8 protein-coding genes are annotated in these 12,676 nt (G+C 74.6%); 3 read left to right on the top strand and 5 right to left on the bottom strand.

Going from position 1 to position 12,676, the window contains the following annotated elements; all coding sequences use genetic code 11:
• The first annotated feature begins 167 nt into the window (after positions 1 to 167).
• Both AB0H21_RS27830 and AB0H21_RS27825 read left to right on the top strand, forming a co-directional pair.
• Complete coding sequence (locus tag AB0H21_RS27830; protein WP_358522119.1) at positions 168 to 737, top strand: dihydrofolate reductase family protein; 570 nt, start codon at positions 168 to 170, stop codon at positions 735 to 737.
• A gap of 258 nt (positions 738 to 995) precedes the next feature.
• Positions 996 to 1,700, top strand: coding sequence for a type 1 glutamine amidotransferase domain-containing protein (locus AB0H21_RS27825; protein WP_358522116.1), 705 nt, complete (start codon positions 996 to 998; stop codon positions 1,698 to 1,700).
• A gap of 63 nt (positions 1,701 to 1,763) precedes the next feature.
• Here the strand turns inward: AB0H21_RS27825 and AB0H21_RS27820 are convergent, their stop codons facing one another.
• Entirely contained in the window at positions 1,764 to 3,137 is a 1,374-nt protein-coding gene (locus AB0H21_RS27820) for an FAD-binding oxidoreductase (RefSeq protein WP_358522113.1), read from the bottom strand.
• A 372-nt stretch (positions 3,138 to 3,509) separates the two neighbouring features.
• Between AB0H21_RS27820 and AB0H21_RS27815 the strand changes: the two genes are divergently transcribed.
• Positions 3,510 to 6,815 (top strand): BTAD domain-containing putative transcriptional regulator, encoded by a 3,306-nt coding sequence (locus tag AB0H21_RS27815; protein ID WP_358522111.1) that lies wholly within the window; start codon positions 3,510 to 3,512, stop codon positions 6,813 to 6,815.
• A 25-nt stretch (positions 6,816 to 6,840) separates the two neighbouring features.
• On the opposite strand, the gene hutI is transcribed toward AB0H21_RS27815, so the two are convergent.
• From hutI to hutU, 4 genes are all read right to left on the bottom strand, one after another.
• The gene (hutI, locus tag AB0H21_RS27810; RefSeq protein ID WP_358522108.1) at positions 6,841 to 8,016 is read right to left on the bottom strand and encodes an imidazolonepropionase; all 1,176 of its coding nucleotides are present in this window, start codon (positions 8,014 to 8,016) and stop codon (positions 6,841 to 6,843) included.
• Positions 8,013 to 9,446: a formimidoylglutamate deiminase gene (locus AB0H21_RS27805; RefSeq protein ID WP_358522106.1), complete on the bottom strand. Its 1,434-nt coding sequence runs from the start codon at positions 9,444 to 9,446 to the stop codon at positions 8,013 to 8,015. The genes hutI and AB0H21_RS27805 overlap by 4 nt, the downstream gene beginning before the upstream one ends.
• The gene (locus AB0H21_RS27800) at positions 9,437 to 10,633 is read right to left on the bottom strand and encodes an allantoate amidohydrolase (RefSeq protein WP_358522596.1); all 1,197 of its coding nucleotides are present in this window, start codon (positions 10,631 to 10,633) and stop codon (positions 9,437 to 9,439) included. Before AB0H21_RS27800 ends, AB0H21_RS27805 begins: the two co-directional genes overlap by 10 nt.
• A gap of 74 nt (positions 10,634 to 10,707) precedes the next feature.
• Positions 10,708 to 12,378 (bottom strand): urocanate hydratase, encoded by a 1,671-nt coding sequence (gene hutU, locus AB0H21_RS27795; RefSeq protein ID WP_358522103.1) that lies wholly within the window; start codon positions 12,376 to 12,378, stop codon positions 10,708 to 10,710.
• Positions 12,379 to 12,676 lie beyond the last annotated feature (298 nt).

Raw genomic sequence — 12,676 nt, 5'->3', positions numbered from 1 at the left:
GCCAGGTCCGTCCTGAACCCGGACCTGGCCTGGTCGACCTCCGGACCCGCCCCTGCCGGCCGTGTGCCTCCTCCGGGGCGCACCGTCCCTGATCGCCGGTGCGCCGCGCAGGGCGTGGGCGGGTTCCGGGTCCAAGGCAACCACCCGACCTACCACCTGGAGTTTCCGTGTCCCGAAAGATCATCGCCGTGGTGTACGCCTCGCTGGACGGCGTCATCGAGAACCCCGAATGGTCCATGCCCTACTTCAACGAACAGGCCGCCCAGCGCGCCAGCGCCACCCTGTTCGCCAGTGACACCCTGCTGCTCGGAAAGGGCACCTACGAGGGCTTCGCCCAGGCCTGGCCCACCATGGCCGAACAAGAAGGCATAGACGGCTTCGCTCACCGGATGAACACCCTGCCCAAGTACGTCGTCTCCACCACCATCGAGAAAGCCGAGTGGGGCCCGGTCACGGTCATCCGCGACAACGTGATCGAACAGATCACCGAGCTGAAGAACAAGCCCGGCGACAACATCCTCATCTACGGCGTCGGACAGCTCGCCCACACCCTGCTCGAACACGGCCTGCTGGACGAGCTGGAGATCTGGGTCCACCCCGTCCTGGTCGGCGTCACCGCCCCCGGCACGCAGATCGTCCGCGAGGGCAGCAAGGTTCTGCTCGAGCTCGCCGAGGCCACCACCTTCGACTCCGGCATCGCCGTCCTGTCCTACCGCCCGGCCACGACCGCCGGCTGACACCACTGAACGACCGCCAAGGGGCGCGCACGGGTATCGTGCGCGCCCCTTCCGCATGCGCGGACCCCCTTCCGGGCCCTGAGGCGCTATGCGCGTTATGGGAGCCATGCACCCGTCACACCGCCGGGGACCTGACGGAGGCCGACCGTTTCCCCTGGCCACGCTGGCGGCCGTACCGGCTGACCTGCTGGCCTGAGCGCGCTCCGCGCATTCCTCGCGCGGTGCCTCGGACCGAACGACTCACGAAAGGCACCTGCCATGCCCAAGATCCTTCTTGCCCTGACGAGCCATGGCGAGCTCGGTGACACCGGCCGGACGACCGGGTTCTACGTGCCCGAGGCCGCCCACCCCTACCGGGTGTTCACCGAGGCCGGATACGAGGTGTCCTTCGCCTCCGTCAAGGGCGGCGAGCCCCCGCGCGACGGCGTGGACCCCGGCGACGAGGAGATCGCGCGGTTCCTCACCGAGCAGGCCGACCGGCTCGCCTCCACCCCCGCCGCCGGCGAGCTCGACCCGGCCGAGTACCGGGCCGTCCTCTTCGTCGGCGGGCACGGCACCATGTGGGACTTTCCCGGCTCCGAGGAGTTCGCCCGGCTCGCCGCGGCGGTCTACGAGAGCGGCAGCGTGGTCGCGGGCGTGTGCCACGGCCCGGCCGGTCTGGTCAACGTGCGACTGGGCGACGGCACCTACCTCGTGGACGGCAAGGAGGTCAGCGCGTTCACCAACGAGGAAGAGGACGCCGTCGGCCTGAGCGCCGTGGTGCCGTTCTCGCTGGAGACCCGGTTGAGGGAGCGCGGCGCGCGCTTCACCAAGGGACCTGACTTCGCCGAGCACGCCGTGGCCGACGGGCGCCTGGTCACCGGGCAGAACCCGGCGTCCGCGGCCCGGGTCGCGGAGCTCGTGATCGCGGAGCTGGAGCGCGCCTCGGACCCGGGCGGGGACGCGCGCGTGCCGGTGGCCTAGGAAGGCGGAACGGCACGACGAAAAGGGGACCGGGCCGGCCCGGTCCCCCTCGCGTGCGTCCGGTCAGCCGGCGCGGGGCGGCAGCGCCGGGGGGATGTTGTGGTTCAGGCGGAACAGGTTGGAGGGGTCGTAGTCCCGCTTCACCTCGGCGAGCCGCCGGTAGTCGGCGGTCGTGTAGGCGGCGGGCACCCGTCCCGGGTCGCCGAGGAAGTTCAGGAACGTGGCGCCGGTGCCGTGCGGCCTGAGCTTCGCCGTCACTTCCGGCACGTCGGCGTCGACGCTGATGGCGAACGGCGCCAGGCGCGGGCCGATCGGCCCGGCGTCCGGGCCGGGGGCGGCCAGGGCGCCGCCCCAGTGCCGGAGCTCCACGCTGGTCACCGGCGACTCCGGGTCGTCCTGGATCGCGGTGGCGAGCGCGTCCACGACCGGGTCGGGCAGCTCGTGGTAGAAGTCCAGGAACGGCGCGCCCTGTCCGCCCATGACCGCGTCGGCGAAGGTCGTCGGGCGGATGTCGTCCAGGATGGCGGGCCCGGCGACCTCGCGCAGCGGGCGCAGCAGCCGCTCGCCCTCCTCCGGGTCGCCGGCGTACGTGGCCTTGAGGACGAGCACGCGCCGGCCGCGCACCGCCGCGGGGAAGTCCTCGGTGTCGGGAACGCGCCGCAGGACGATGGCGGTGCTGAGCGCGTCGGGGGCCTCGGCCGCCCACCGCCGGTAGAAGTCGAGCGTCTCGGCGCCGCGTTCGATGGAGTGGTACGACTGCCCCGCGTAGACCTCGGGGACCGGGTAGAGCCGGAACTCCAGCGCGGTGACGACGCCGAAGTTGGCGCCTCCCCCGCGCAGCGCCCAGAACAGGGCGGGGTGGCTGTCCGGGCTCGCGGTGACGAGCGAGCCGTCCGCGGTGACGACCTCGGCGCGCAGGACGCTGTCGGCGGCGAAGCCGTGCTTGCGTCCCAGCCATCCGAGCCCGCCGCCGAGGGTGTAGCCCGTGACGCCCACGGTGGCCGAGGAGCCGGCGAGCGGCGCGAGGCCGGACCGCCCGGCCTCGGCGATCACCTCGCCCCACAGCGCGCCGGGGCCGACGCGGGCGATCCGCCGGTCCGGGTCGACAATGACGGCCGACTGGGAGTTGGTCCTGAGCAGGACGCCCCCGTCGGAGGGGACCCAGGTGCCGTGCCCGGAGACCTGGACGGCCAGCGGCAGTTCCTCCTCGCGGGCGGTGAGGACGGCGGCGCGGACGTCCGCGGGCCCGGAAGCCTCGGCGACGACCACCGGGTAGGGGTTGATCGTGTCATATAGGGGTTCCCGGTATTCGTCGTATCCGGGGTCATCCGGCCGGTGAACGGCGCCCTCGAAACCGAGGCGCGAAAGGCGGGCGGCGACGGCGGCGGGGTCGATCCCGGGATATCGGTACGTCTGCTCCTGCACGTTCTGGCTCATCTCAAAACCCTTCCGTCATATCCATCGAAGATCGTCCTGGCGGGCGGTCGGTGGTCGGCGCCCAGGTGGGCGGCCTTCTCGGGGGAAGTCGGAGCAGGCGAGCCGTTCTCTGCACCCGGCTCCAGGGCCGGCGCGAGGGATCCGGACGGGAGGCCGGCTCGCCGGGCGCCCGCACGCCGCGGACCGCGTCCGCCGCCGTGCGGGCTCACGTCGTGCGGTGCCATCTGCGGCTCCTTCGCGCGTGAGTCCGGCCTATTGTGTTTCACTCTGGGGCAGAGGTTTACGGCATGTTGCTCACTCGCTTACGGGGTCCTGCCTGTGCCCCCGTAAGGGTCGTGATTCCTGAGGGCGTGTGGCGATATCGTGGCATTCATGCGTTTTGGGGTTCTGGGGCCGCTCGCTGTGTGGACGGCCACCGGCGATCCTGTGACCGTCCCCGGCGTGAAAGTGCGCGCCCTGCTCGCCGACCTCCTCCTGCACGACGCCCGGCCCGTGCCCGCCGACCGCCTCATCGACGACCTGTGGGGCGACAGGCCGCCCGGCAACCCCGCGGGCGCGTTGTCCGCCAAGGTCTCACAACTCCGCCGCGCGCTCGACGACGCCGAACCGGGCGCGCGCGATCTTCTGGTCGCCCGGCCCGCCGGCTACCTGCTGGACGTCCCCGCCGAGGCCGTGGACGCGCGCCGCTTCCAGGCCCTCGTCGCCGAGGCCCGCGCCACCGACGACCCCCGCGTCCGGGCGTCCCTGCTCGCGGACGCGCTCGCCCTGTGGCGCGGCCACGCCTACGCCGACTTCGCCGACGACGCCTTCACCCGTCCCGCCGTCGCCCGCCTCGACGAGCAGCGGCTCACCGCCTGCGAGGACCAGGCCGAGGCGCGGCTCGCGCTCGGCGAGCACACGCTGCTCGCCGACGAACTCGCCGAGGTCCTCCGGCGGTACCCGCTGCGCGAGCGGCTGCGCGCCGCGCACATGCGGGCCCTGTACCGCGCCGGCCGGCAGAGCGAGGCGCTGGACGGCTACGAGGAACTGCGCGTCCGCCTCGCCGACGAACTGGGCCTGGACCCGGGCGCGGACCTCGTCGCCCTGCACCGCGCGATCCTCAACCAGGACCCCTCGCTGGACCCGCCGCAGGAACGCCACACCGCCACCGCGCGCCCGGTCACCAACCTGCCCGCCCCGCTCACCGACCTCATCGGCCGGGAGGACGCGGTGGACGACGTCCGCGCGCAGCTCCAGACGTCGCGGCTCGTCACGCTGACCGGCCCCGGTGGCGTCGGCAAGACGCGGCTGGCCCTGGAGACCGCCGGGGGGCTGGTCGACTCCTACGCCGACGGCGTGTGGCTGGTCGAGCTGGCCGTCCTGGACCGGCTCGGCACGCCCGACGTGCTCGGCTCGCTGATCGACGCGGTCATGTCGGCGCTGGACATCCGCGACGGCGGCGCCCCCGGCCGGCCCATGACCCCGCTGGAGCGGCTGATCGCCGCGCTGCGCACGCGCAGGACGCTGCTCGTCCTGGACAACTGCGAGCACGTCGTCGACCAGGTCGCCGAGCTGGCCGAAGCCCTGCTGCGGGCGGCCCCCGGCCTGCGCGTCCTCGCCACAAGCCAGGAGCCGCTCGCGCTGCCCGGCGAGGTCGTCTGGAACGTGCCTCCCCTGCGGGTGCCCGGTCGCGGGGCGGCCGAGGACCCCGCCGAGCTCGAACGCTCCAGCGCCGTCCGGCTCTTCGTGACGCGGGCCTCGGCCGCCGCCCGCGGCTTCACCCTGGACGACGACACCGCCCCGGACGTCGCGGTGCTGTGCCGGCGCCTGGACGGCATCCCGCTGGCGCTGGAGCTGGCCGCGACCAAGGTGCCCACCCTCGGCGTGCACGGGCTGGTCGCCCGGCTGGACGACCGCTTCCGGCTGCTGGCCACCGGCCACCGCGGCGCGCCGCCGCGCCAGCAGACCCTGACCGCGATGATCGACTGGAGCTGGGAGCTGCTGACCGCGCCCGAGCGGATCGCGCTGCGCCGCCTGGCGGTCCACGCCGACGGCTGCACCCTGGAGGCCGCCGAGTCCGTCTGCTCGGGAGAGGACCTGCCGGCCGCGGCCGTCCTGGACCTGCTGGCCCGCCTGGTCGACCGGTCGCTGGTGGTGGCCGTACACGGCGTGGACGGCCCCCGCTACCGCCTGCTGGAGTCGGTGGCGGCCTACTGCCTGGAGCGCATGCACGAGGCGGGCGAGTTCGAGCAGGTGCGGCGGCGCCACCACGAGTACTACATCGACCTGGCCGAGAAGGCCGCCCCCCACCTGTACGGCAAGGACCAGCGCCGGTGGCTGGCCCGCCTCGACGGCGCCACCGCCAACCTGCGCGCCGCGCTGGACGCCGCCCTCGCCGACCGGCACGCCGAGTGCGCGCTGCGCATGGTGAACGCGCTCGCCTGGTACTGGTTCCTGCGCGGGCGGCTCGCCGAGGCGCGGCGGTCCCTGGCCGCGGCCCTGGCCCTGGCCCTGCCCATGGACGGGGACGGGGACAAAGACGGGGAAGGCGACGCGCACGCCGCCCTGCGCGCCCGAGCCACCGCCTGGCACGCCGGCGTCGCCCGGCTCCAGGGCGACACAGGCGGCGGCGCCGACGCGGGGCGCGCCGAGCCGCTCGAGGCGGCGCTGCGCGCGTACGACGGCGTCGAGGACGCGTGCGGGCTCGCCCGGTCGCAGTGGTTCCTGGCCTTCGCCGGACTCGACGCCGGTGACCTGGCCGCCAGCGAGGAGCTGCTGAAGCACGCGCTGAACGGTTTCCGCGCCATCGGGGACGAGTGGGGCGTCGCCGCGGCCCTGGTGACCCGGACCAAGCTCGCGCACCTGCGCGGCGACCTGGACGCGCTGCGGCGCGACGGTGAGCGCAGCGCCGAGCTGTTCGAGACGCTCGGCGACCGCTGGGGCGAGCTGCAGGCGAACGGCTGGCTCGGCGCGCTCGCCGAGATGACCGGCGAATACGAGCGGGCCCGCGCGCTGCACACCGACGGGCTGCGCATGGCCGAGGAGCTCGCGCTGTGGCCGGACGTCTCTGGGCGGCTGGCGTGGCTCGGCTGGATCGCCCTGCAGCAGGGCGAGTACGCGCGGGCGCGTGAGTACTGCGAGGAGGCCGTGCGCCTGGCCAGGGAGCAGAGCTTCCGGCCGATCCAGGTGTTCGCCGAGATGGGGCTCGCGTTCGCCGCGCGCAAGGACGGGCTGCTGGACGTCGCCGAGCGGCATCTGCGCGACGTCCTCGACTCCACGCCCCGCAGGGACGCCGCGCAGGAGGCCGCGCCGCACCTGTCGATGAACCTCGCCGAGCTGGGCTTCGTCGCCGAGCAGCGCGGCGACGCCCCGGCGGCCAAGGCCCTGCACCTGGAGGCGTTCGCCATCGCCGACCGGCTGGGCGCGCCACGCGGGAAGGCGCGCGCCCTGGAGGGCCTGGCCGGCGCGCTCGCGCTGTCGGAGTGCGCCGGACCCGCCGCGCAACTGCTCGGGGCCGCCGCCGCGACCCGCGCGTCCAGCGCCCTGCCGCTCGCGCCCGCCGAGCGCGGCGACGTCGACCGCATCGAGGCGCGGGCCCGGCACACCCTCGGCGAGGACGGGTTCGCCGCCGAGTTCGCCCGCGGCGGCAGGCTCGCGCCCGAGGAGGCCCGGTCGGTCGCGGACACGGCCCGCGTCTGACCCGCATCGGCGCGATCGCCATCCGTCAGGGGTTCGGCCTGCCGTCCTTCCACACGCGCGCGACCAGGGGCACGCCGGGGCGGTAGGCGAGGTGGATGTACGAGGGGGCGTCCAGCAGGACGAGGTCGGCGCGGGCGCCGGGGGCGAGGTGGCCGACGTCCGTCCGGCGCAGGGCACGGGCGCCGCCCATGGTGGCCGCCCACACGGCCTCGGCGGGGGTCATGTTCATGTCGCGCACGGCGAGGGCGACGCAGAACGGGATGTTCGTGGTGTAACTGGACCCGGGGTTGCAGTCGGCGGCCAGCGCGACCGTGACCCCGGCGTCCAGCAGCCGCCGCGCGTCGGGGTAGGGCGCGCGGGTCGAGAACTCCGCGCCGGGCAGCAGCGTGGCCACGGTGCTGCCGGAGGCGAGCGCGTCCATGTCGGCATCGGTCAGGTGGGTGACGTGGTCGGCCGACGCGGCGCCGAGTTCGACGGCGACCGCGACCCCGGGGCCGGGGCCGAGCTGGCCCGCGTGCACCCGCGGCACCAGCCCGCGCCGCGCGCCCGCTTCGAGGATCGCGCGGGTCTGGTCGCCGTCGAAGGCGCCGCGCTCGCAGAAGACGTCGATCCACCGCGCGTGCGGCGCGCAGGCGTCCAGCATGGGGCCGCGCACGAGGTCGACGTACGCGTCCGGGTCGCCGACGTACTCGGGCGGGACGACGTGCGCGCCGAGGTAGGTCACCTCGGGGGTGTGCTCGGCGGCGAGGCGCAGGCCGCGCTCCTCGTCCTCGACCGTGAGGCCGTATCCGGACTTGCACTCGACGGTCGTGGTGCCCGACCGCAGCGCCTCCGCCACCAGCCGCCGCACGTTGCGCCGCAGCTCCTCGTCGGTCGCCGCGCGGGTCGCCGCCACGGTGGTGCGGATTCCCCCGGCGGTGTACGGGCGGCCCGACATGCGCGCCTCGAACTCGCGCGCCCGGTCGCCCGCGAACACCAGGTGGGCGTGGCTGTCCACGAACCCGGGGATCACCGCGCGGCCCCCGGCGTCGACCCGCTCCCCCGCCGCCCCCTCGGGCGTCGCGGCGCGGGGGCCCGCCCAGGCGACGACGCCGTCCTCGACGACGACCGCCGCGTCCTCGATCACCCCGAGCGGCCCCGCGCCGAGGCCGGGGTCGTTGGTGACGAGGGACCCGATGTGGTCGATGAGCAGCGAAGTCATACCCGCTCCGAGCTGGTGGGTGAGATCACGGCCGACACGGCGGCGGCCAGGGCGGCGGGGACGTCCTGCACCAGCAGGTGGCGGCCCTCCGTGACGATGTGGCGGCCTCCGGCGACGACCTCGCGGACGTCGGCGGCCGTGGCTGCGAAGACGGCCGTCTCCAGCAGCGCGTCCTCGGGAGCCCCGGCCGTGCGGACCGAGTCCAGCGCGACCGTGACCAGGTCGGCGGGGGCGCCGGGCTCGATGCGTCCCGCCTCGGGCCAGCCGAGCGCCGCGTGCCCGCCGGAGGTGGCGCCGCGCAGCAGCTCGGCGGCCGTCCAGTGGCCGCGCTCGCGCGTGGCGAGCCGTTCGTCCAGCTCGACGGCGCGCGCCTCCTCCAGCAGGTCGACGACGGCGTGGCTGTCGCTGCCGAGGGAGAGCGGGGACCCGGCCCCGGCCAGCGCGCGGGCGGGGCCGATGCCGTCGGCGAGGTCGCGTTCGGTGGTGGGGCACATGCAGACGCCGGTCCGGGATGTCCCGAGCAGGGCGATGTCGCCCGGGGTGAGGTGGGTGGCGTGTACGGCGGTGGTGCGCGGGCCGAGCGCGCCGTGGTCGTCCAGCAGCCCCGCGGGGGTGCTGCCGTGCGCGGCCAGGCACGCCTCGTTCTCGGCGACCTGCTCGGACAGGTGGACGTGCAGGGGCGCGCCGCGTTCGCACGCCCATCCGCTCACGACGGCGAGCTGTTCGGCGGGGACGGCGCGGACCGAGTGGATCGCGGCGCCGATCCGGGCGTGCTCGCCGCCCTTGAGCGCGCCTGCCCGGTCCGCCCACGCCGCCGCGTCGCCGTCGCCGAAGCGTGTCTGCGGCCCCTCCAGGGGTGTGCCGAAGCCGCCGCGCAGGTAGCAGGTGTCGAGCAGCGTGATCCTGATCCCGGCGTCCCGGGCCGCGGCGACCAGCGCCTCGCCCATCGCGTTGCGCGCCTGGTACGGCCGCCCGCCGGTGTCGTGGTGGACGTAGTGGAACTCGCCCACGCAGGTCACCCCGGCGAGCGCCATCTCCGCGTACGCCGCCGTGGCCAGCGCGTGGTAGGTGTCGGGGGTGAGGCGGGCCGCGACCTCGTACATCTGGCGGCGCCAGGTCCAGAACGTGCCGCGCTCACGCTGGGTGCGGGCGCGCAAGGCCCGGTGGAAGGCGTGGCTGTGCGCGTTGGCCAGGCCGGGGACGGTCAGGCCGCGCAGCCGGACGGCTCCCGGCGGGGGCCCCGGGACCCCCCGGCGTACAGCCGTGATCCTGCCGTGTCCGGCCTCCACAACGACGCCCCGGACGACGCCGTCGTCCCTCCCCCCGGCCCGGCCGATCTCGCGCGTGTCGCCCGCTTCGCCGGGGCCGGAGGTACCGCGGGTTCCGTCGTTCAGCCAGGCGTGGTCGCAGTAGTAGACGGTCACCGGCATGCCAGGTCTTCCAGGACTGCGGCCAGGGCGAAGACGCCCGTCACGCAGTCGTCGGTCTCGGCGTGCTCGGCCGGGCTGTGGCTGACGCCGGTCGGGTTGCGGACGAACAACATCGCGGCCGGGACCGAGGCCGACAGGACGCCCGCGTCGTGGCCCGCGCCGGTCGGGAGCGCGGGGACGCCGCCGAGCGCGGCGGAGATCCGGTCGCGCAGGGCGTCGCCGAACTCGACGAGCGGCGTCGAGGACTCGGTCACGACCTCAACACGGACGTCGTGCAGGCCGGCCGCGCGGCGAGCGGCGGCGCCGATCTCCTTCACCATCCGGGTGACGGTGGTCTCGTCTGGGGCGCGGCAGTCCAGCCAGGCGTCGACCCGCGAGGGGATCGCGTTGGTGGCGCCCGGTTCGACGCGCACCTTGCCGAACGTGGCCAGCCCGCCGAACCGCTCGGCCATCCCCCGGGCCGCGAGCACGGTCGAGGCGAACGGCTGCATGGGGTCGTGCCGGTCGGCGAGGCGGGTCGTCCCCGCGTGGTCGGCCACCCCGTGGAAGGTGCACCGCCACCGGCCGTGCGGCCAGATCGCACTCGCCACGCCGACCCGCGCGCCGAGGTCGTCCAGGGCGCGTCCCTGCTCGACGTGCATTTCCACGAATGAACCGATGCGTTCCAGGGCCCGCTCGTCGCGGCCGAGTGCGTCCGGGTCGGCGTCAGCGGCGCGCATCGCCTCGGCCAGGGTCACCCCGTCGCCGTCGCGCAGGGCGCGGGCGTCGTCCGGGGTGAGCACGCCGGTGAGCAGGCGGCTGCCGACGCACGCCACGCCGAAGCGGGCGCCCTCCTCGTCGGCGAAGTCCACCACCGCGATCGGCCGCGCGGGCTCGACACCGCGCTCGCGCAGAACGTCGATCGCGAGGAAGGCCGAGACCACGCCGAGCGGCCCGTCGAAGGCCCCGCCGCCGGGGACGCTGTCCAAGTGGCTGCCCGTGACGACCGCGCCGGGGCCGGGGGTTCCCCACCAGGCCCAGAGGTTGCCGTTGCGGTCCTGCTCACACGCCATGTCACGCCGGGCGGCCTGCTCGCGGAACCAGGCACGCAAGGCGAGGTCGGCCGGAGTCCAGGCGAACCGGTGGTAGCCGCCGACTCCCCCGCCGCCGATTCCGGCCAGCGCGCCCCATTCCCGCTCGAAGGCCATCCGCACGGACGCCACCTGACCATGGCCCTCCGCCTCGTCCAGGTACGCGGGGACGGGTGCCGCGGGGCGTTGGATCATCGCGCTTCCCCAGATGCCATCGGGATCGGCACGCCGCGCTCCCCGGCGACCTCCGCCGCCCTGTCGTACCCGGCGTCGACGTGCCGGATGACGCCCATGCCCGGGTCGTTGGTCAGCACGCGCTCCAGCTTCCGCGCCGCCAGCTCGGTACCGTCGGCGACGGCGACCTGCCCGGCGTGGATGGAACGGCCGATGCCGACCCCGCCGCCGTGGTGGATCGACACCCAGGACGCGCCGGAGGCGACGTTGACCATGGCGTTCAGCAGCGGCCAGTCGGCGATGGCGTCGGAACCGTCCAGCATCCCCTCGGTCTCGCGGTACGGCGAGGCGACCGACCCGCAGTCGAGATGGTCGCGGCCGATGGCGAGCGGGGCGCTCAGTTCCCCGGAGGCGACCATCTCGTTGAACCGTAGGCCCGCCTTGTCCCGCTCGCCGTACCCGAGCCAGCAGATGCGCGCGGGCAGCCCCTGGAAGGCGACGCGCTCGCCGGCGAGCTTGATCCAGCGGGCCAGGGACTCGTTCTCCGGGAACAGCTCGAGGATCGCCCGGTCGGTCGCGGCGATGTCGCGCGGGTCGCCCGACAGCGCGGCCCAGCGGAACGGGCCCCGGCCCTCGCAGAACAGCGGACGGATGTAGGCGGGCACGAACCCGGGGAAGTCGAACGCCCGCGTGTAACCCGCCAGCTTGGCCTCGCCGCGGATCGAGTTGCCGTAGTCGAAGACCTCGGCGCCCTTGTCCAGGAAGCCGACCATGGCCTCGACGTGCCGGGCCATCGACGCGCGGGCGCGCTCGGTGAAGCCCGCCGGGTCCTTGGCGGCCTCGTCGCGCATGTCCTCGAACGCCATGCCGGACGGCAGGTACGACAGCGGGTCGTGCGCCGAGGTCTGGTCGGTGACCACGTCGATGGGGGCGTCCATGGCGAGCAGCCGGGGCAGCACGTCGGCCGCGTTGCCGAGCAGGCCGATCGACAGGGGCCGGCGGGCGTCCCTGGCCTCGACGGCGAGGCGCAGGGCGTGGTCCAGGTCCTCGGCCTCGACGTCGAGGTAGCGGTGCTCGATGCGGCGGGCGATGCGCGAGGGGTCGCACTCGACGCAGATCACGACGCCGTCGTTCATGGTCACCGCCAGCGGCTGGGCGCCGCCCATGCCGCCGAGCCCGGCGGTGAGGGTGATCGTCCCGGCCAGGCTGCCGCCGAACCGCTTGGCCGCGACGGCGGCGAAGGTCTCGTAGGTGCCCTGCAGGATGCCCTGGGTGCCGATGTAGATCCACGACCCGGCGGTCATCTGGCCGTACATCGTGAGCCCGGCGGCCTCCAGGCGCCGGAACTCCTCCCAGCTCGCCCAGTCGGGCACCAGGTTGGAGTTGGCGATCAGCACGCGCGGCGCCCACTCGTGGGTGCGCATCACGCCCACCGGACGGCCCGACTGCACGAGCAGCGTCTCGTCCTGCTCCAGGCCGCGCAGCGTGCGGGCGATGGCGTCGAAGGAGGGCCAGTCTCGCGCGGCCTTGCCGGTTCCTCCGTACACGACCAGCTTGTCCGGATGCTCGGCCACCTCGGGGTCGAGGTTGTTGTGCAGCATCCGGAACGCGGCCTCCTGCTGCCACCCCCGGCACGACAAATCCGTCCCCCGCGGCGCGCGGATGACCCGCCCGGCGTCCTCACTCATCGCTCGTCCCCTCCTCACTCGGCGGGCACGCCCGTTGGCCGCCCGCCGGTCCTCTCGTGTCGTTACCTGGCGGGCACGCCCGGCGGGCCGCCCACTCGTCGTCTTCCGTCGTTCTCCGGTCGTCTTCCCTGGTCAATACCGTTCCCGGCCATTCCCCGAGGTCGTTTTCCCCGGTCAAGGCGGTCCGGCCATTCCCCGAGGTCGTTTCCCCGGTCAAGGCGGTCCGGTCGTTCTCGGGTCGTCTTCCCTGGTCAACACCGTTCCCGGCCATTCCCCGAGGTCGTTTCCCCCGGCCAAG

The organism is Sphaerisporangium sp. NPDC051011 (genome assembly GCF_040653595.1).
Lineage (GTDB): Bacteria > Actinomycetota > Actinomycetes > Streptosporangiales > Streptosporangiaceae > Sphaerisporangium.
The sequence above is the reverse complement of the archived record's forward strand: the minus strand, read 5'-3'. Positions and strand labels throughout refer to the sequence as shown.

What these genes read in the sequence shown, in the direction of transcription:
- AB0H21_RS27825 (WP_358522116.1), top strand. Translation starts at nt 996, where the DNA reads ATGCCCAAGATCCTTCTTGCCCTGACGAGCCATGGCGAGCTCGGTGAC.
- AB0H21_RS27820 (WP_358522113.1), bottom strand. Translation starts at nt 3,137, where the DNA reads ATGAGCCAGAACGTGCAGGAGCAGACGTACCGATATCCCGGGATCGAC.
- AB0H21_RS27815 (WP_358522111.1), top strand. Translation starts at nt 3,510, where the DNA reads ATGCGTTTTGGGGTTCTGGGGCCGCTCGCTGTGTGGACGGCCACCGGC.
- hutI (WP_358522108.1), bottom strand. Translation starts at nt 8,016, where the DNA reads ATGACTTCGCTGCTCATCGACCACATCGGGTCCCTCGTCACCAACGAC.
- AB0H21_RS27805 (WP_358522106.1), bottom strand. Translation starts at nt 9,446, where the DNA reads ATGCCGGTGACCGTCTACTACTGCGACCACGCCTGGCTGAACGACGGA.
- AB0H21_RS27800 (WP_358522596.1), bottom strand. Translation starts at nt 10,633, where the DNA reads ATGGCCTTCGAGCGGGAATGGGGCGCGCTGGCCGGAATCGGCGGCGGG.
- hutU (WP_358522103.1), bottom strand. Translation starts at nt 12,378, where the DNA reads ATGAGTGAGGACGCCGGGCGGGTCATCCGCGCGCCGCGGGGGACGGAT.